The organism is Paenibacillus konkukensis (assembly GCF_023523925.1).
Lineage (GTDB): Bacteria > Bacillota > Bacilli > Paenibacillales > NBRC-103111 > Paenibacillus_S > Paenibacillus_S doosanensis.
In genome coordinates this window covers 3,608,509-3,626,688 of the sequence record NZ_CP027059.1, presented here as the reverse complement: position 1 = coordinate 3,626,688, position 18,180 = coordinate 3,608,509, and the positions used below count along the sequence as shown (strand labels likewise).

Annotated in this window: 17 protein-coding genes and 1 other annotated feature; of the genes, 10 read left to right on the top strand and 7 right to left on the bottom strand. The window is 49.4% G+C overall.

Annotated features, from left to right (window positions below):
• Positions 1 to 21: 21 nt before the first annotated feature.
• Positions 22 to 978, bottom strand: a complete 957-nt coding sequence (locus SK3146_RS15470) for a tRNA modification radical SAM protein MnmL/YtqA (protein ID WP_249865866.1) — start codon at positions 976 to 978, stop codon at positions 22 to 24.
• Positions 979 to 1,208: 230 nt separating this feature from the next.
• Here SK3146_RS15470 and SK3146_RS15465 point away from each other — a divergent pair, with 230 nt between their 5' ends.
• The gene (locus SK3146_RS15465; RefSeq protein WP_249865865.1) at positions 1,209 to 1,784 is read left to right on the top strand and encodes a WGxxGxxG-CTERM domain-containing protein; all 576 of its coding nucleotides are present in this window, start codon (positions 1,209 to 1,211) and stop codon (positions 1,782 to 1,784) included.
• Between the two features lie 204 nt (positions 1,785 to 1,988).
• Positions 1,989 to 2,735, top strand: a complete 747-nt coding sequence (gene trmB / locus SK3146_RS15460; protein WP_249865864.1) for a tRNA (guanosine(46)-N7)-methyltransferase TrmB — start codon at positions 1,989 to 1,991, stop codon at positions 2,733 to 2,735.
• Between the two features lie 56 nt (positions 2,736 to 2,791).
• On the opposite strand, the gene SK3146_RS15455 is transcribed toward trmB, so the two are convergent.
• The gene (locus SK3146_RS15455) at positions 2,792 to 3,982 is read right to left on the bottom strand and encodes an MGDG synthase family glycosyltransferase (RefSeq protein ID WP_249865863.1); all 1,191 of its coding nucleotides are present in this window, start codon (positions 3,980 to 3,982) and stop codon (positions 2,792 to 2,794) included.
• 89 nt (positions 3,983 to 4,071) lie between these two features.
• Entirely contained in the window at positions 4,072 to 4,599 is a 528-nt protein-coding gene (locus tag SK3146_RS15450; protein ID WP_249865862.1) for a phosphatase PAP2 family protein, read from the bottom strand.
• A gap of 955 nt (positions 4,600 to 5,554) precedes the next feature.
• Between SK3146_RS15450 and SK3146_RS15445 the strand changes: the two genes are divergently transcribed.
• The 8 genes from SK3146_RS15445 (at position 5,555) to SK3146_RS15410 (ending at position 13,537) form a co-directional block, all read left to right on the top strand.
• Complete coding sequence (locus tag SK3146_RS15445; RefSeq protein ID WP_249866314.1) at positions 5,555 to 6,790, top strand: glycosyltransferase family 2 protein; 1,236 nt, start codon at positions 5,555 to 5,557, stop codon at positions 6,788 to 6,790.
• 62 nt (positions 6,791 to 6,852) lie between these two features.
• Positions 6,853 to 6,993, top strand: a sequence feature (ribosomal protein L20 leader region).
• Between the two features lie 109 nt (positions 6,994 to 7,102).
• Positions 7,103 to 7,663 (top strand): translation initiation factor IF-3, encoded by a 561-nt coding sequence (gene infC / locus SK3146_RS15440; protein WP_249865861.1) that lies wholly within the window; start codon positions 7,103 to 7,105, stop codon positions 7,661 to 7,663.
• Positions 7,664 to 7,685: 22 nt separating this feature from the next.
• Positions 7,686 to 7,889 carry a 50S ribosomal protein L35 gene (gene rpmI, locus SK3146_RS15435; RefSeq protein WP_249865860.1) on the top strand — a complete coding sequence of 68 codons (204 nt, stop codon included), beginning with the start codon at positions 7,686 to 7,688 and terminating at the stop codon, positions 7,887 to 7,889.
• Positions 7,890 to 7,935: 46 nt separating this feature from the next.
• Positions 7,936 to 8,295, top strand: a complete 360-nt coding sequence (rplT, locus tag SK3146_RS15430; RefSeq protein WP_028551438.1) for a 50S ribosomal protein L20 — start codon at positions 7,936 to 7,938, stop codon at positions 8,293 to 8,295.
• A 528-nt stretch (positions 8,296 to 8,823) separates the two neighbouring features.
• Complete coding sequence (locus SK3146_RS15425) at positions 8,824 to 10,137, top strand: sugar phosphate nucleotidyltransferase (RefSeq protein WP_249866313.1); 1,314 nt, start codon at positions 8,824 to 8,826, stop codon at positions 10,135 to 10,137.
• A 21-nt stretch (positions 10,138 to 10,158) separates the two neighbouring features.
• Positions 10,159 to 10,395, top strand: coding sequence for a hypothetical protein (locus tag SK3146_RS15420; RefSeq protein ID WP_249865859.1), 237 nt, complete (start codon positions 10,159 to 10,161; stop codon positions 10,393 to 10,395).
• 248 nt (positions 10,396 to 10,643) lie between these two features.
• Positions 10,644 to 12,731, top strand: a complete 2,088-nt coding sequence (locus tag SK3146_RS15415) for a cyclic di-GMP-binding domain-containing protein, MshE-related (RefSeq protein WP_375295545.1) — start codon at positions 10,644 to 10,646, stop codon at positions 12,729 to 12,731.
• A 17-nt stretch (positions 12,732 to 12,748) separates the two neighbouring features.
• Positions 12,749 to 13,537, top strand: coding sequence for a glycosyltransferase family 2 protein (locus tag SK3146_RS15410; RefSeq protein WP_249865857.1), 789 nt, complete (start codon positions 12,749 to 12,751; stop codon positions 13,535 to 13,537).
• Positions 13,538 to 13,827: 290 nt separating this feature from the next.
• Here SK3146_RS15410 and SK3146_RS15405 read toward each other — a convergent pair whose 3' ends face one another.
• From SK3146_RS15405 to SK3146_RS15390, 4 genes are read right to left on the bottom strand one after another with little or no spacing between them, the layout of a single operon-like run.
• Complete coding sequence (locus tag SK3146_RS15405; protein ID WP_249865856.1) at positions 13,828 to 14,190, bottom strand: EamA family transporter; 363 nt, start codon at positions 14,188 to 14,190, stop codon at positions 13,828 to 13,830.
• 26 nt (positions 14,191 to 14,216) lie between these two features.
• Positions 14,217 to 15,098 (bottom strand): aldo-keto reductase family protein, encoded by an 882-nt coding sequence (locus SK3146_RS15400; protein WP_249865855.1) that lies wholly within the window; start codon positions 15,096 to 15,098, stop codon positions 14,217 to 14,219.
• Entirely contained in the window at positions 15,095 to 16,108 is a 1,014-nt protein-coding gene (locus SK3146_RS15395; protein ID WP_249865854.1) for a Gfo/Idh/MocA family protein, read from the bottom strand. Before SK3146_RS15395 ends, SK3146_RS15400 begins: the two co-directional genes overlap by 4 nt.
• 28 nt (positions 16,109 to 16,136) lie before the next feature.
• The gene (locus SK3146_RS15390; protein ID WP_249865853.1) at positions 16,137 to 17,759 is read right to left on the bottom strand and encodes a hypothetical protein; all 1,623 of its coding nucleotides are present in this window, start codon (positions 17,757 to 17,759) and stop codon (positions 16,137 to 16,139) included.
• Positions 17,760 to 18,180: the final 421 nt, after the last annotated feature.

Here is an 18,180-nt window from a genome sequence, read left to right as displayed (position 1 = left end):
GTTCACTCCTTCCGGTTCGGGTTAGGCCGGACTCCACTTCTTCCCTTGCCACGTATCGCGCAGCCGGAGCTCCTGATCGAAAGCGTTCAGGACTTCCCATTTTTTTAGACTCCACATAGGACCGATGAGCAGATCCCTCGGAGCGTCCCCGGTCAAACGATGGACGATCATCTCGGGAGGCAGTGTTTCCAGCGTGTCGACCACGAGCTTGACGTACTCGTCCTTTTCCAGAAACTGCAGCAGACCGGCTTCATACTGCTTGACCATAGGCGTTTTGCGCATCAGGTGAAGCAGATGAATTTTAATTCCCTGCACGTCCATCTTGGAGACGGCGCGGCCGGTTTCCAGCATCATCTCATGCGTTTCCCCAGGCAAACCGTAAATAATATGGGCGCAGGTTCTAATGTTATGCTTGCGAAGCTTGGCCACCGCATCCAGATAGCATTGGGTATCGTGAGCCCGGTTGATCAATTGCGACGTCGATTCGTGGATCGTCTGCAATCCCATTTCCACCCATAAATACGTTCTTTCGTTCAATTCGTCCAAATATTCGACGACATCGTCGGGCAAGCAATCCGGGCGCGTAGCGATGGATAGGCCGACCACGCCGGGCTGCTGCAAAATGACTTCATAATATTCCCTCAATTCCTCGACGGGAGCGTACGTATTGGTGTAAGCCTGGAAATAACCGATATATTTCGCATCGGGCCATTTCTTATGCTGCAGATCGCGGATCGTATTGAATTGGGTTACCAGATCGTCGCGGCGGCTGCCCGCGAAATCGCCCGAGCCGCGGGCGCTGCAGAACGTACAGCCTCCGGCCGCTATCGATCCGTCGCGGTTCGGGCAAGTAAATCCGGCGTCCAGCATGACCTTGAAAACCTTGGTGCCGAATTGGCGGCGCATTTCTGCATTCCATGTATGAAAACGTTTATCTCCCCATGAGGACGGCATAGGAGCATGTTCGACTTGCTTCATCTATATAAGACTCCTTTTTAGCTTCAATTATTTACCGCCGAATTCAAGAATGAATGGGTGAAAGCGGCTTGGCCCGCGGTTTCCCCACCTTTATTTTAACGTAAAAACCGGCCCTTTGCGAATTTTTCCTTGACAAAAGCTCCTATTCGAAGCGAAGGATATTTGACGTCGCCGACGACCATGCTATAAGTGCACCAACATTACAAGCAGCGAAGGGAGATCACTAAACCATGAACAAGTTTAGCAAAACCGTGTTGGCTCTGGCTTTGACGGCTTCGTTGGGATTTGGCGGCGCACAAGCATTTGCCGAATCCGGAACGACAACTTCTTCCTCCTACGGCACGACTGGCACGGGAACTTACGGCACAACCGGTACGGGGACGTACGGCACCGGTACGACAACGCAAACTGCAGGTAACTACGGCACTTATAATGTCGATACTACCAACACGACAGGCATGACTTCCACCGGGACCGGAACAACGGGTACAACCGGAACAACCGGAACAACCGGAACAACCGGGACGACTTCCACTTACGGAACCAACGGAACGACAACAACCGATACGACGACACGCAATTACGGCAACAACCTGCTGAACCGGATGAATACGTACGGCAATACGTATGATAATAATACGTACAAACCGTACGGCTACGGCGGTAACTACGATACGTACAGTTATCGCGCCAATGCCGATACGACGACAAGAACCGGCTCCGGCTGGGGCTGGCTGGGCTTGCTCGGTCTGATCGGTCTTGCCGGATTGCGCAGCAATAACCGCCGCGAAGTCGACGAGCGTTAATCGGGTTTGCAGCAGCCGCATTTGGCAGCCGGAGCTCGCAAAGCTTGAATGGCCGGCTGATTGAAGTGTAACAACTTGTCATGATGTCGGAAAAAGTCGGCTTGCAGGCAGATTATTGCCCGGGCCGACCTTTTCTTTAGGAGCGATTCAGAGTATAATCGTCACTGAACTATAACGATCATGCAGTTGTTTTGGAGGATGACTATGCGTTTACGTGGCCGGAAAGGTATCAGGGAAGCATTAGAGGCACAGCCGGATCTTATCATATTAAATCCAGCTGCTTATAAAGGCAAATGGAAGGAATTGTTCGGCAATGACAGGCCGATTCATGTCGAACTTGGTATGGGGAAAGGACGCTTTATTAGCCAGCTTAGCTCCTTGAATCCCGATATTAACTACATAGGCGTGGATATGTATGATGAACTGATGCGCAGAGCGGCGGAGAAAGCGCAGCACTCCCGCGAGGAAAACGGCGGCTCCCTGGACAATTTGAAGCTTGCCTTGTTTAATATTGAAAAAATTGAAGAGATTTTCGACTCCAACGAGCTCGAACGCGTTTATTTGAACTTCAGCGATCCGTGGCCCAAGAAACGCCATGCGCGCCGCCGGCTGACTCATTTCGGCTTCGTTCGCAAATATATCGATATTTTGAACGATGACGGGCAAATCCACTTTAAGACGGATTCCAGATCGCTCTTTGAATTCTCGTTGAATTCTTTTGCCGATATGGGTCTTCGAATGCGCAATATTTCGCTCGATCTTCATGCTGACGGTCCCCGCACCGATCTGGTCATGACGGAATATGAAACGAAGTTTCACGAAAAGGGAATGAACATTTACCGCGTCGAAGTCGTGATCGGGCAGAATGCGCTGAACACGCATCTGCATCAACTGGAGCTGCAGGAGAAGCGCGACAGCGAAGAGCTTAAAAAAGAGACTCCGGAAGATTAAACATAATGTGGAAGCTTGCAGCAAAGCAAGCCAGGCCTACAGCCGGCCCGGCTTGCTTATTTGCTTTGCAGCTCCAAGCTGGTCTGCAGCTCGATGCTTGCCGGTTTGGAAGACTCGATGAACCCTCTGGAGCGCTGCAAAATATCCATAATCGCGTGGATCGAGTTCATCGGATTGTAGCCGCTCGTTTGCGGATTTAAGCGAATGCGGCGTTTTTGCATATCGGGATAACGGCTGATCAGCAGCTTGAACCAATATTCGATCGTTTCCTCCGATCGGATCTGCTCGCCGAATCCGTGTTCGGTGAAATACTGCAGATTTTCTTCCTCCTGCCCCGGAATAGGCTTGTAGAACAGCATGGGAATCCCTTTGGCCAGCGCTTCCGTACAAGTCATTCCGCCGGGCTTGGTAATGAGCAGATCCGACACGTCCATCCATTTGTCGACTTCTTTGGTGAACCCCAGCAGCCGAATGTTTTCGTGCCGGAAGCGCTCGTCTTCGGACAGCGCCTGCAGCGCCTTCTCGTTGTTCCCGAGGCAGAGGATCAGTTGAATGCGATCCCGCCAACGCGTAAAATGCTGCAGAAACGGCTCGCTGTCCATAAGCCCCCAGCCGCCCCCCATTATCAGCACGGTTGGCATTGCCTTCAGCCGGAAGCGCGTCCGCAGCTCCTCGCGGTTATGCGGCTCCCAGAAGTTGGGGTGGACGGGGATTCCCGTCACCTCCACACTGTCGGCCGCGACGCCGCGTGCGAGCAGCTGCCGCTTCACATCGGGAGTCGATACCAGATATTTGTTCACTTCCGGACTAACCCAGGTACCGTGAGCATCATAATCGGTAATGACGGTGCACAAAGGGACGTTCAGACCGGTTCGCTTCAGCCGGGAGATGACGGCACTTGGGAACGGGTGTGTGCAGACGACCGTATCGGGACGCAGCTGCGCGATGACTTCGGCCGCATGAGCATAGAAAATCCGGTGCAGCGCGAGCCGGGTGAAGCGGTTTAAAGATTTCTTATGTTTGTATCGGTACATCATTCCGTACAGCTTGGGCTGCGATGTAACGGTCTTGCGGTAAGCGGTAAAAATCCAGGGAGCCAGCGTTGGATGGAGAAAAGAGCCGAGCTCCAAAACTCGCGTCTGGATATCGGGCGACAGCATGCGAAGGCCTCGGGAAAGGGCGTGAGCGGCTTGAGTATGTCCGGCTCCGAAGCCTTCGGATAATAGCAAGACCCTTTTTTTACGCATAGCGCTTCACCATACCTTGTGACAATGGATTTTCCAACAAATAACGCATTGCCGCCGCTATCCCCGGATCAAACCGGACCGCAAGGCTGTCAGCCGATAAAAGGAGCGGTGGCCCAAGCCGCGGCTGCGGCGATGAACAGGCCCGCCAAGCAGTCGGATGGATAGTGCAGTCCTAAATATATACGCGACAAGCCAACAAAGAATGCAACAGGAAGTAAAATAGGACTAAGCCACGGCAGCGCGTAAGCAATAGGAAGCGCAATGGCGAAGCAGGCCGTCGTATGGCCCGACGGGAAAGAATGATCGGTCAGCGGATTTTTGCATGTATGAATGCCGGGAAGATCAAGATAAGGGCGAAGCCGCGGGTAGACCCGTTTCATAACGGCTACCGGAATGTGACTGAGCGCAAGCGTTGCGCAGCAATGCAGGCCGATCCACTGCAGGCTGCCCGAACCGAACAAGCTTAAGGAAAGAGCGGCGGCGATCGTAAACGCGGCACCGCCTAGATGGGTTGCGGCATGAAACAAAACGTTCAGCGCGGAATGCCGGAGCCGGCGGTTCATCCAATAAAACACGCGTCGCTCGCGCTGCTGCAGCCATGAGAAAACCCGGCTCATGAACGTAGGCCTCCTTCAAGAAAAATGGGATAAGCTGTCCTTGTAACGCATATACATATTGTAATCCGCAATTGTTAATGGAATATCAAATGAATACTAAATCTGCTGCACCACAGGACGCGTTCGCTCATCTTTGATCGGCTCGGACAGAGGCTTTTTCATATAATTTCCTTTTATTATATCCGGAATCCCCGGCAGCTATCCCTGACCCGGCCTCTGCGCCGATCGGCTTAAGGCATTAACGAAAGACCGCTGTCGACCCGGCCCGAATGAAGAGGAATTGCGGCGAAGCCCGATGGGTATTTCGCCCTGTTTTCATGGGAGGAGCCGTATAGGAAGCTAGCAGGGAATTGCAGCAGCGCGAGCGGGTATTCGCCGCATTCGACGAGTTTCGGGAACGCTCTTTCTTAAGGGCCCGAGCGGTGAGGGCGGAACGCGAGAAACCGGGAAAGTCCTGCGGCAGCAGCGGATTCGCATGGCAATCGGCAGATTCTTCCGAATTTGTACACACTGTGGAATTGTTGTATCATAGTGGGGGATACCGTTCCCGGCGGCCGGTAAACGGCCGTTATACAGCATGGAGCAGTCGTGAGATTTCGTCTCTTAGAGAGACCGTACATTACGGTAGGGAGGTGCTGTGCAATCAGGACGCGTCGTAGAGAATGAGTGCGTTCGCCATACAACGCAATGAAAAATATAAAAACGCTGATAATCGATGAAAATAAGTCGTAAACGGTTGGTTGGCAAAGAGCTTTGCCCCAATTGCCCTGATTTTCACCGTATATTTCAGAGATCTGACTTAAAGGGGCTTACAGCAGCTTTTGACAAAACGGGGTAAAGAGAGGAAAATCATATTCGGCTACCCACACAAATCCAAAAGAGACCATCGAAGTTGATAACTATAGAGTAGAGAGAGATAGAAGACTTTGGGGTACATACAAAAGGGGGATTTATGATGCTGGACAATGTTTTACTGGCGATTCAGATTGTCTTGGCCCTCGTAGGAGGATATCAGCTGTTTTTGACATGCTTCGGCTGGTTCCGCCGCAAGGACAAAGCGCAGCATGCGCCGCAAAAATCGTTTGCCATACTGGTTGCGGCCCATAACGAAGAGCAAGTCGTCGGAGCGCTGATCGACAATTTGAAAAACCTGGATTATCCGAAAGAAATGTACGATATTTTCGTGATTTGCGATAATTGCTCGGACCAAACCGCGCAAATTTCCCGCAGCATGGGAGTATACGCCTGCGAGCGCAACAATCCTAAGTTGAGAGGGAAAGGTTATGCGATCGAGTGGATGCTGAAGGAGCTTTGGAAGATGCCCCGCAGCTACGATGCGGTCGTCATGTTCGACGCGGACAATCTGGTCAACCCGGATTATTTGAAGCATATGAACAACGATTTGTGCAACGGCTCCAAGGTCATCCAAGCTTATCTGGATACGAAGAATCCGAACGACTCCTGGATTACCGCGGCTTATGCGGTCACTTATTGGTATTGCAACCGTCTGTGGCAGCTGCCCCGCGAAAACCTCGGCTTGGCCAACTTCCTGGGCGGAACGGGCATGTGCTTTGAAACCGGTCTGCTGAAGGAGATCGGCTGGGGCGCGACGAGCCTCGTCGAGGATTTGGAGTTTACAATGCGCTGCGTGCAGCGCGGAATTAATCCTACGTTCAATTACGATGCCAAGGTGTACGACGAGAAGCCGCTCACCTTCAAAGCTTCGGCAAGACAGCGTCTGAGATGGATGCAAGGCCATTTCGACGTGGCGCGCCGTTACTTCTTCCCGCTGTTTCTGAAAGGGCTGAAGGAAGGAAGCTGGGCGAAGATCGACACCGCCGTCTACGCGCTGAACGTGTACGTCGTGCTGATCGGTTCCGTCGTTACGCTCGCTTTGTGGATCGATATGATGATGCCGGGCATGCATTCCTTGCGCTCTTTGTTCGATTACGCGCCGAACTTGTTCATGGTCGTCGGGATCTTGAGCTACATTCAGTTTCCGCTGGCGCTCATCATCGAGAAGGCATCTTGGAAAACTTGGCTTTACCTGATTACCTTCCCGGTATTCATGCTATCCTGGTGGCCGATTACCGTCTATGCGTTCTTCACGCAAAATAACAAGCAGTGGAGCCACACTGAGCATACGCGGGTTATTCGTCTGGAGGACGTGCAAAGCAAGCAGGTTAGCTGATTCTCGCGGTCGATATAGGCCGGCAGTTGACTTATCGGTTCGCATTATGGTATGATACTTTGGTGCAAAAGAAGAAGCGTCCGCTTCTCACCTGACCGACCTTGGGTTGGCTGGTTATAAGCTAGAGTGAATAGGGAATGGAATTCAATCACTTGAAACTTTACCGGACGTGGGCGCTTGTGCCCGCGTCTTTCTTATTTTAGCGCATAGGAGCTTCAAAGTCGGCTTGAGTTGCAACCGCGGCCGGCCGGGTTCCTATTAGCGATAAAACTTCCGCCCAAGCGGTCGCTCTTGGAAGGCGTCGTACCCGACGTGTTTCACACACATTCTCACAATCCATTTTGGAGGTGGCAGGTTATTAGTACAGAACATTTAATTAACGATGAGATTCGGGCGAAGGAAGTTCGTCTGATCGGTGCAGATGGAGAACAGCTCGGCATTAAGCCGATCCGCGAAGCGCTGCAAATCGCTGCGGACGCAAGCTTGGACTTGGTCAATGTTGCCCCAACGGCGAAGCCGCCGGTGTGCCGGATTATGGATTACGGGAAATACCGCTATGAAATGCAGAAGAAAGAAAAAGAAGCCCGTAAAAACCAAAAAGTCATCGAAATTAAAGAAGTTCGCCTGAGCGCCACGATCGATGAGCACGACTTCCAAACGAAGCAGCGCAACGTCGTGAAGTTTTTGAATGACGGCGACAAGGTGAAACTCAGTGTGCGTTTCCGCGGTCGTGAGATCGCCCATGCGAGCATCGGACAAAAGGTGCTTGAGCGGATGGCCACGGAAGTGGAGGAGCTGTGCATCGTTGAGCGCAGACCGAAGCTGGAAGGCCGCAGCATGATCATGATTTTATCGCCGAAACAGCAAGCATAATTTATAAGGAGGACTACACGTCATGCCAAAAATGAAAACACATAGCAGCTTGAAAGGCCGTTTCAAGATTACAGGTACCGGCAAAGTGAAAAGATACAAAGCTTACAGAAACCACTTGTTGTCCGGCAAATCCGCTCGTCAAAAGCGCGTGCTGGCTTCGAATCCGGTTATGGCTGCGGGCGACGTAAGACGCTTGAAACAGCAACTGGCTAACATCAAAGGTTAATTCTCATAAGCACATTATTCTACTTAAACTTTGGAGGTAATGAATCATGGCAAGAGTAAAGGGCGGGTTCGTAACTCGTCGTCGTCATAAAAAGATTTTGAAATTGGCTAAAGGCTACTTCGGTTCCAAACACCGTTTATTTAAAACAGCAAATGCGCAAGTGATGAAGTCCTTGTTGTACGCATACCGTGACCGCCGTCAAAAGAAACGCGATTTCCGCAAATTGTGGATCACTCGTATCAACGCAGCGGCTCGCATGAACGGCTTGTCCTACAGCAAATTCATGCACGGCTTGAAATTGTCCGGCATTGAAGTAAACCGTAAGATCCTCGCCGATCTGGCCGTAAACGACATCAACGCGTTCAACGACCTGGCTACAGCAGCCAAACAAAAAGTAAATGCGTAACTAAAACAATAAAGATCACGTACCCTGAATGTGAATTCGGCGGTAGGTGATCTTTTTTTATTGTTTAGGAAATGATGCGCAGCAATTTCCTGTGGATATCCGGGGGTTCCCCGAAAGTAATGTCTAACCATAGAACGATCCCGGCGGATTGGTTAGACGCCGATCCAGCCGAAGCTGGATGCGGACGGAATAAGCTTCAGAGCATCACGTCACTACCCTGGAAATTACTCTTGGTACCCCATTTCCATTGTCTGTGGTGCCGCGTAGCGGCATGGATGGCTTTTGGGGGATTTGTTCTGACTTCTTAACCAACAGCTAATATTTTCTTAATTATTTTACAAAAATTTTATGGTATCATACAATTACACAATGCACATGGGACTTTGTGCTTATTTTTACCAAAATTCGCATTTTTTTACTTTCGCATTGAGATCAAACAGGACCTTCGCCGCACATGCCTCGTTTTACAATGCTTTCTATTATGTACCTAATGTACTCTGCTTAAGGATAGGGTGATGGATATTGAAAATGATACTATTGTCCGGCGGCTCGGGGGTAAGGTTATGGCCGCTATCCAATGAGCAGCGTTCCAAGCAATTTCTGCCCCTTTTTAAAGATGAACGGGCAAGACCGGTCTCCATGCTGCAAAGGGTGTGGAAGCAGCTGGAACGGCGGGGGATGCGCCGCTCGGCTGTCATAGCCGCTTCGGCCGGTCAGTGTCATTTGCTGAGAGAGCAGTTGGGGGAAGAGGCCGAGCTGGTGCTGGAGCCGTCCAAGCGGGACACGTTTCCGGCCATCGCGTTGTCGGTGAGTTACTTGCACTCTGTACGGGGCGTGCCGCGGGACGAATATGTGGCCGTAATGCCGGTAGACGGGCAGGTGACGGATTCGTTCTACGATGCTCTGGACAAGCTGCCGGCTGCGTTGGAGCGGACCGGCGCCCAAGTGGCTTTAATGGGAGTGCGGCCGGCGTTTCCATCGGAGAAATACGGGTACTTGATCCCTGACCGCTGTGAAGGGGACGTTTTTACCGTGCGGCAATTTTACGAAAAGCCTTCGGCGGACCGTGCGGCGCGGTACATAGAACTCGGCGGTCTGTGGAATTGCGGGGTCTTTTGCTTTCGTGTGGGGTTTTTGCTGGATAAATTAAACGAGCTTGGTTTGCCTTCGTCTTATGAGCGGCTATTGTCTCAATACGACGGCCTGGAATGCCGAAGCTTCGATTATGCCGTGTTGGAGAAGGAACGAAGCCTGGCCGGAGTGATGTATGACGGGCCGTGGAAAGACCTCGGAACCTGGTCTACTTTGACCGAAGAGATGAGCGGGCCTGTGACGGGGGAAGGCTTTATTGCGGACGGCTGCCGCAATGTTCATATCGTCAATGAACTGAAGATGCCGATTCTCGTCCTCGGGTTATCGGATGTGGTGGTGGCCGCGAGCGACGAAGGAATTCTGGTTGCACATAAAGAAGAGAGCGCGCAGTTAAAGCATGCATGGCATCAAATGATGGAGGGGAAGCAGCCTAAACGGGGCGAATCCGTCCGGGTGCAGCGGCAGCTGCTGGATCAATCCGCTTTTGCCGACGGAAGTGTCGTAACGACAAGCAAGCTTCGACTTGAAACCGGGGAGCAAATGGAGGTTGAGGCGCTCGCGGAAGCGGATAAAGGGCGGAAAACGATCTCCTTGACCGTACTGCAGGGCTTGCTTGGTTTAACCGTCAACGGCGAAGAAGCTGCTTCTTCGCCCGGCATGCAGATCACGCTCGAACATGGCGATCGTGCCCGCTTGAGAGCGCTGGCGCCTGCGGAGCTAATCGAAATCGTGAGAATGACAGAAATATGACTTACAAGAGGGTGAGCTGCCGTGAGAGAGAGAAAAGCGCTGCTTGGTTATAATGCCAAAAAAGTGCGGCGATATGTTTCTTTGCTGGAAACGGAAATGCTGCTCCTGAATCAACAGCAGCAGGAAGGGAAGGAATCGTTTCAACTGGCGCAAGCGGAGCTGCTGAGTGAAATCGAGGACCTTCGCAAAAACTTGGCTGAGCTGGATCAACTGGAGACGAGCTTAAAGCGATGGATAACGCAAAACGAAAGCCGGTAAGACCGTTCGGAACTTCATGGTCCGGGCTCCGCAAAAAGTCGACCGACCGGGAGATTGAGGCGCTAGAGAAACGCTGCCGGGATTACAAGCAATTTGTGCAGCGCGAACAGCGCGAGCAGCAGCAGCAGCTGGAACAGCTGGCAGAGACGGTAAAACAGCTAAAGCGTGAGCTGGAGCATAAAGACCGGCTTGTCGATCAACTGATTGCGCATAAGCTGGAAATCATGGACCGCGACGGCTTCGTTCCGATGCTGGACGATCCGCCGCTGGAGCAGAAGCCCCAAATGCAGCCGCGGCTCGGCGATCTTCTGGTGAACGAAGGGCTCGTCAGCGAGGAGCAGCTCCAGGAAGCCATGGAGCGGCAGCGCAAGTACGGCGGTCGGCTCGGCGATATTATAGCCGAAATGGGGTTTACGGACCGGGCTCGCATCGGGGCCATTATGAACCGTCAAGCGCAGAAGGGCCGCCTTGGCGAAATGCTGGTCGAAACCGGTGCGATTTCGCAGGAGCAGCTGCAGAAAGCGCTGGAGTTTCAAAACAAGAGCGGCGGGCTGCTCGGAGATATTCTCATGTCGCTGCGGTTTATCGAGCCGGAGAAGCTGTACCGCCATATCGCGACGCAAAACAATCTGGGACGCATCGGCTCCGAATACTCGTTCGAAGAAGAAAACAAGCTTCCGGAGTATATGGCAAGGCAGTACGATGCCGTTGTCATCAACAGGGACCTGAACCGGTATTTGGTTGCCGTCGGCAGCCCGCTGAAAGAGGAGGCCATTCGCTCCATCGAAAGCTTGCTCGGCCTGCCGATCGAACAGGTGCTGGCGACGCGGGAGGAAATGGAGTTTTTCTGGAAGGAAGTTTACCAGTCCGAGCTGCTGCACGAAAGTACGCAGAAGCTGGTGGTCGAGCAGCCGCAGAACTCGGCTCACATTACGTTCACAAGGCCTCAGCTCGGCGTGGTGGGAATTATGCTTTTCCTGCTGCTGGTCAGCTTAGGCTTGGACTGGTTTCATACGCTGATCGTAGCTAACGTAGCGGTTCAGCTTTTCTACTTTTTGATGACATTGTTCAAGTTTCTGATCGTTATGTATGGCACCCGCGACTTCGCGCAGATCCGGTTTACGAAGGAAGAGATCGACGCGATCGACGAGCGGAAGCTGCCGGTCTATACGATTCTGGTTCCCATGTATAAGGAAAGCCAGGTCATTCCGCATTTGCTGGATAATATCGAACAAATCGACTACCCTAAGGCCAAGCTGGACGTGAGGCTCTTGATCGAACAGGATGACATCGAAGCTCAGGAAATTCTCCAGAGCATGAATCTGCCGGCGTATTACACGACGATCGTCGTGCCGCACAGCTTGCCGAAGACCAAGCCGAAGGCTTGTAACTACGGGCTCATTCGCGCCCGGGGCGAATATGTCGTCATCTATGACGCCGAGGACCGTCCGGACCCGGACCAGCTCAAGAAGGTGCACGCGGCATTCTTAAGAAGCCCGGATCACTGCGTATGCATTCAAGCGAAGCTGAATTACTTCAACAGCGAGCAGAACTTGCTGACGCGCTGGTTCACGCATGAATACAGCATGTGGTTCGAACTGCTGCTGCCGGGCGTCATGCAGCTCGATATTCCGATTCCGCTCGGCGGCACGTCCAATCACTTCAAAATGTCGGCGCTCAAGGAAATTAACGCCTGGGACCCGTACAACGTGACCGAGGACGCCGATCTCGGGATTCGGCTCTACAAAGCGGGATATTCGACCGCGATTGTCGATTCGCGTACTTGGGAAGAAGCCAACAGCCGCGTCGGGAACTGGATTCGCCAACGCTCCCGCTGGATTAAAGGCTATATGCAAACCTGGCTCGTCCATATGCGCAATCCGTTCAGATTGTATAAGGAGCTGGGCTTTAAAGGGTTTATGGGCTTTCAGGTGATGGTGCTGGCGACGCCGATGCTGCCGCTTTTAAATCCGGTCTTCTGGTTTATGATCGTGCTTTGGTACGGCTGGAAGGCGGCCTGGATACCGCAGTTTTTCCCGGGATTTATTTATTATTTGGCGGCGGCTGAGTTTTTTATAGGCAACTTTTTGTTCGTGTACAGTAATGTGGCAGGTATGTATTGGATTATCCGGGATCTGGAATATAAGAATCAACGTGTCTTTTCCTATTCTCTTGTAAGATCTGCATTGCTAACGCCAGTTTACTGGTTTCTCATGAGTTTGGCTGCTGTGAAGGCAGCCTGGCAATTAATAACCAAACCATTTTATTGGGAAAAAACAACCCATGGTCTTACTAAACAGCCTCCAGCTTCTAATAACAACGATGTTCACGTCTGATAGCGAGGGTAGCCTGCATGGATAATAAACCATTAACCAAACTCAAATCGGTAGCCGTTGTCATTCCAATGTATAATGAAGAGATCGGTATTATAGAGAATCTGACTCAAATAACGCAAATGCTGCGTTCCTATGAAAAAACATTGAAGGTATCCTTCGCGTTTATATGCGTGGACGATGGTTCCAGGGACTTGACTCCTAGTCTTGTTCGGGACTTTTGCCGTCATACCTACGGGTGTGAACTCATAAGCCTTACGCGGAACTTTGGCAAGGAAGGGGCTATTGAAGCCGGTCTGGTCCAAGCAAACGCTGCAGATGCGATTGTTGTTATGGATTGCGATCTGCAGCATCCTCCTGAATTGGTAGAGAGCATGGTCAAACTTTGGCAGAGCGGGATTGACGTCGTGGAGGCTGTGAAAATCGATCGTGGAGTGGAGACTCGCTCTTATAAACGGATGGCCAGCTTATTTTACCAGCTGTTCGGCAAACTGTCCGGCATTGATCTGAAGGACCGTTGTGATTTCAAATTGCTTGATGCCAAAGTGGTTCGAGCTTACCTGAACTTAAATGAAAAAAACCGTTTCTTTAGAGGTTTAATTCAGTGGATGGGATACCCGACGGCGCAAATTCCTTTTGTTGTTCCGGAACGAAAGGGCGGCGGGACGCGTTGGTCCGTATTTCGATTGTTTCGATTATCGGTCACCGCTTTGACGGCTTTCTCTTCGGCTCCCCTGCAAATAGTGACCGTTCTCGGGTCGTCACTTTCATTGTCAGTGTTGTGCTTGGGATTTATTCTTTGGTATTAAAGCTTTTAGGAGACGCACTGGACGGTTTTACGACAGTAATCATCCTATTGTTATTTATAGGTAGCGTGTTGATGTTTAGCATAGGACTCTTAGGAGTCTATATGGCTCAAATCTTTAACGAGCTTAAGCGTCGTCCCAATTATTTGGTTAATGAACGTACAAGTTATACGATACCATCCGGCCAAGCTGAAAGTCAGATGGATCGGCATAGTGTTTCATAATGAAAAAATGCACCGTCACATATGGTACGGGAGATGGAGGAGTCCCTGCCAAATGGAGCGGTGCATTTTTTAACTTTCAACAGGATTGGCGCGCATGAGCACCAAAATTCCTGCGATAATAATAAGGGTTCCCAGCAATTGCAGCATGGAGATTTTCTCCTTGAATAGGAAGAAAGCTGCCCCTAGGTTCAAAATGTATGTTAATGAAGTTAAGGGAATGATTAAGGACAGTTTGAACTTAGACAGCAAATAAAAGAACAACAGCATGGAGCAGAAATAGGAAAGCATCCCCAGAAGAATCTTCCATGACCAAAAAGTGCTCAATAAGGTTGAGAATGAAGAGAAGTCTAACGGTTTTTTTGAAAATTCCAATTTCCACAGCGTATTGCCAGTCGCATTGAGCGAGCATGAAGCTGCCACTAATAGAAGCATCTTAAGAAACAAAGTAATTCGCTCCTCTATCGTAAATATCTTCTCAAAATTCGGAAGGTTTCATCGGCATGATGTTTGGAAGAGAGCCCTACGACGACATGCTTGATGTGTCCCAAGGAAAACACATAATCATAGGCTTCTTCGGGAGAGATGCTTCCGGAGGCCAACGTAGCCATAGCCAGAACGGTGTGGGAGCCTTTCGTTATTTCCGCTTCGACGGCTTCGCGGCCAGGATTCATGAGGAAGCCTTTCTTGTTCACGGCGGTCATGACGAGTGACTGGGAAATGCCTGCATCGTTTAGAAATTGACTGAAACGGGGGTAATTCAACGTACCGTACGCTGGAATAGCCCCGTATTGCTTTTTGATATAACTGTCATAACTTGTAATGACATTCTCCATTTTATAGCCTAAAGCAAGATCAGTCAGCGCGTTGTGCAGAAAAATCGATTTTACTTTCAAATCATAGAACGGGTTGAGCTCTGCGTCAATTAACCGGTTGGCTATTTGCAAGTAATTCTTGGTGCCTACATTCATTAAGCTTTTTAATACATAACCGGCTTTATCCAAATACGATTTACCTTCAAGCATTTTTTGAATTGTGCCGAAGAGTCCCATTGTATTAATCATGCTGATGTATTTTGTAACATAAGGGACGTTGACATAAATATTGAAGTGGTCCCGTAAAGCGTGATCCGCCCGAATCATATCGGTAATTTGATAAATAGCGGGGTGCGTAGAGAACATGATTCCGGACACGCCGTTGTCGATGGCATAGAAGAGAACCTTTTTAATTTCCTCAATATTCTTAAAATGCTCTTGAGTCACATTTCCCCGTTCATGTGACATATGGTTTACGCCGAAAAACTGATTATCGCCGAGTATAATGGAATCAATGTCGATTGTCATAGTGTATCGTCCTCACTTACAGCTTGTCTCTTACCTGTGGCTGCGGAAGTATATATCGCATTAATAATATTCTGAGTGTGCAATCCTGCCGTTAAGTTAGCTTTAGGTTCCTGTCTGGTTTGAACGCTCTTGACGAACGACTCCATCTGTTTGGAAAAATGGGGGCCGCCTATATCGATATAATATCCTTCGTAATGCTCAGGATAATAGATTTTCTCTATTCCGCCAACGTTTAACTGAATATCCTGATCCGTTATCGATAATGAACCCAACGATCCAGCAATTTCGATTTTGTAAAACGGCTTTCGGTATTCGGGCTTGCTCCATGAAGCGTGCAAAGTCGCTTGTAACCCGCTCTGAAAGTAAAGCTCTGCGGTAGTTTCATCCTCTACTTGTCTAGAGTATACGCTGGAGATATTGCCGCTTACAGCAGAGGCATTGCCGAAATAATGATACAGCAGGTCAACCATATGGACTGCAAAATCAATCAGGACGCCTCCGCCGGATATTGCGGGATCGAATCTCCAGCCGCTTTGCTGAGACAGGACGTCAGAACAATATATATAAGCATCCGCCTTGATGATATCCCCTACTATTCTGGAGTCAACAATCTCTTTACCCTTCGCAAACATCGGGTTGTATCTCATGCAGAAGCCTATCATTACAACGGCATTGCGGTTTTGCGCCAATTGAAGCAATTCCTTGCAGTCCTTCAGCGTATTGCTTAAAGGTTTCTCGATAAAGAGATCCAGCCCGCGCTCCAGTGCGTACTTGGCAATAGAAACGTGATTAAACGAAGGCGTGGCGATAATGACGGCATGGAGGTCGCAGGAGTCGATCATTTTTTCGTAAGAAGTAAATACCCGAATATTCGGAAATAAGGATTTAAAACCGTTTAACACAAATTTTGACGTATCCGTAATCGCGACTAGCTCGACGTTCTCTATAGAATGCAGCAAGGCGCCATGAAGCATACCCATTTTTCCAAAACCGATGATTCCTACCCTCATCTGTAACCGACCTTTCTATCATTGAAAATTATTGCTGATCATGAAAATTTTTTTGCTGGCTAGATTCCACATTTTGAGGCTTTATGATCTTATAGAGGCGCCATTCATTGTTAAAATCATGGTACAACTCTGCCCAAGGCATACCTTCATTATACAACTTGAAGTATTTGTCGTTTAGCTTGCTCGGCAAATTATTGCTCAGCAAATTATTGGGAACAAGAGCATATTCGGCTGTATCCGGCGACGGATTGTCCAGGAAAGCGTTGAATAATGCGTTGTCGCTGTTTATTATATATTTTTTCGGATTGCTGCTGCTCAGTATAAAGCCATAGGACGAGCTGGAATCGGTAATGATGGAATTATTGGGTAGATGCTCGTCGATCCAAGCGGAGATAGCTCTGTCATCCACTTGTCTTTGATAATAATAACCTTGTCGCTGGAAACCGAGCAGCACGTTATACTCATCTCCAGCTAAATTAGGTTTGGATAAGGCATAGCTGAGCATGACTCCAGTAACTATTAAGCTGGCGATACAGAGCAAGGCGGATAGTTTTTTCCAAGCAGCTCTAAATAAAGTATAAGGCATCAAGGCCACCATGAGAGGGAAGATATACATAAAATATCGGAAGAACACCATGGAGGAGCCTTTGAAAAGCAGCAGCACCTGCAAGCTGGGAATACACAGAAACAACGCTGTCGCTCTAATCGTATCTTTACTAAACAGCTTCCCGTTAATAAGGTGAATAATTATCAGCGTTAAGTAAGGCGCGGAGAACCAAGCCATTTTTTTGCCGATATAATACATTATCGTAAATAAACTTGACCGAACGTTTTGGATTTGGGCACTGGTTTCTGCCAATGTTTGAGACTGAGCGGTATTGGAATATTCCGAATTTAAAAAATATAACGGATTGCCCATGATGATATAATTGAAGAAGACCCACAGTATTCCCGAAAAGGCAAGGGGGGTTAAGGCAATGATGGAGCTGGCCTCGGTTTTAAAGTACCGCTCTTTGAAGGTGAGCTGATCGTTGCTTCGTTTGTTCCACATAATCAGCAGGATACATACGGCTATAGCCCCACCCACCATAGCGGCTTCGTAACGAACCCAAAAAGCGAGCGCAAGAGCGAAAGCACACTTAATCAAGCTCCCAGGGCCGTATTCCCGAAGCCAGATCGTGAAATGTACGGTGGCGTACATGATAAAGTAAATGAACGGAATGTCGCTCATACCATCAGCACCGAACAGTAAAATAAAAGGATTGAAGCAATATAACAAAACAAGGACAATTTTTAGAAAAGTCGATAATTTGAAGTGGGTGCCGGCATCGTAAATCAGTTTTGCGGAAAGTCCGGCAAAGAAGCTGCTTACAATAACACCCGCCAAGCCATGGGTGGCCAGAGTTTTGAATATAGGATATAAGGTAAGTACGATAACCTCCAAAAAGCTGGGGAGTGGATTCCAGATGAACCCGATTGCACCCAGATGCGGCTGACGGCTGTATAGAACGAAAAAAGCATTAGCTACCCGGCTCAGCGCATCGGAATGGATGAATCCAAGGCAGATCGCCATATAATACCCCAGGGCGAATTCTACCGCGAAAACTAAAAAAAACATGAACCAGGATATGCCTTTTTGTAATGCCTTCATACTGTGATTTCCTTTACGTTGAGATGAGGGAGAAAGGCATTGGAGATTCTCCGAGCAACATTATATCATAGATAAAAAAAATTAAGTAAATCGAAATGAGTGGCAGTATTGCCCATTGAATTACGCTTGACTCTTCCCCCAATTCGGCATATAATTATTGAAAAGTACAACTTGCTGATAACGGCAATGATGAGGACGAAGTTATAAGGGCTCTTATGTTCAGAGAGCAAAGGATAAGCTGCAACCGATGCCTTAATCCCTTATGTACGAGCTCACCTCGGAGCTGTTTTCCTGAAAAGTACGTCGCAATGACGGATGTAGCTAGTAGGGGGAATCGGAATAGCACACGTTACCGTGCTGAAGGTAATTTTGCATATGCTGCATCTTACCTGCTAAGGTTATTTGCCGTGAGGCAGATGAC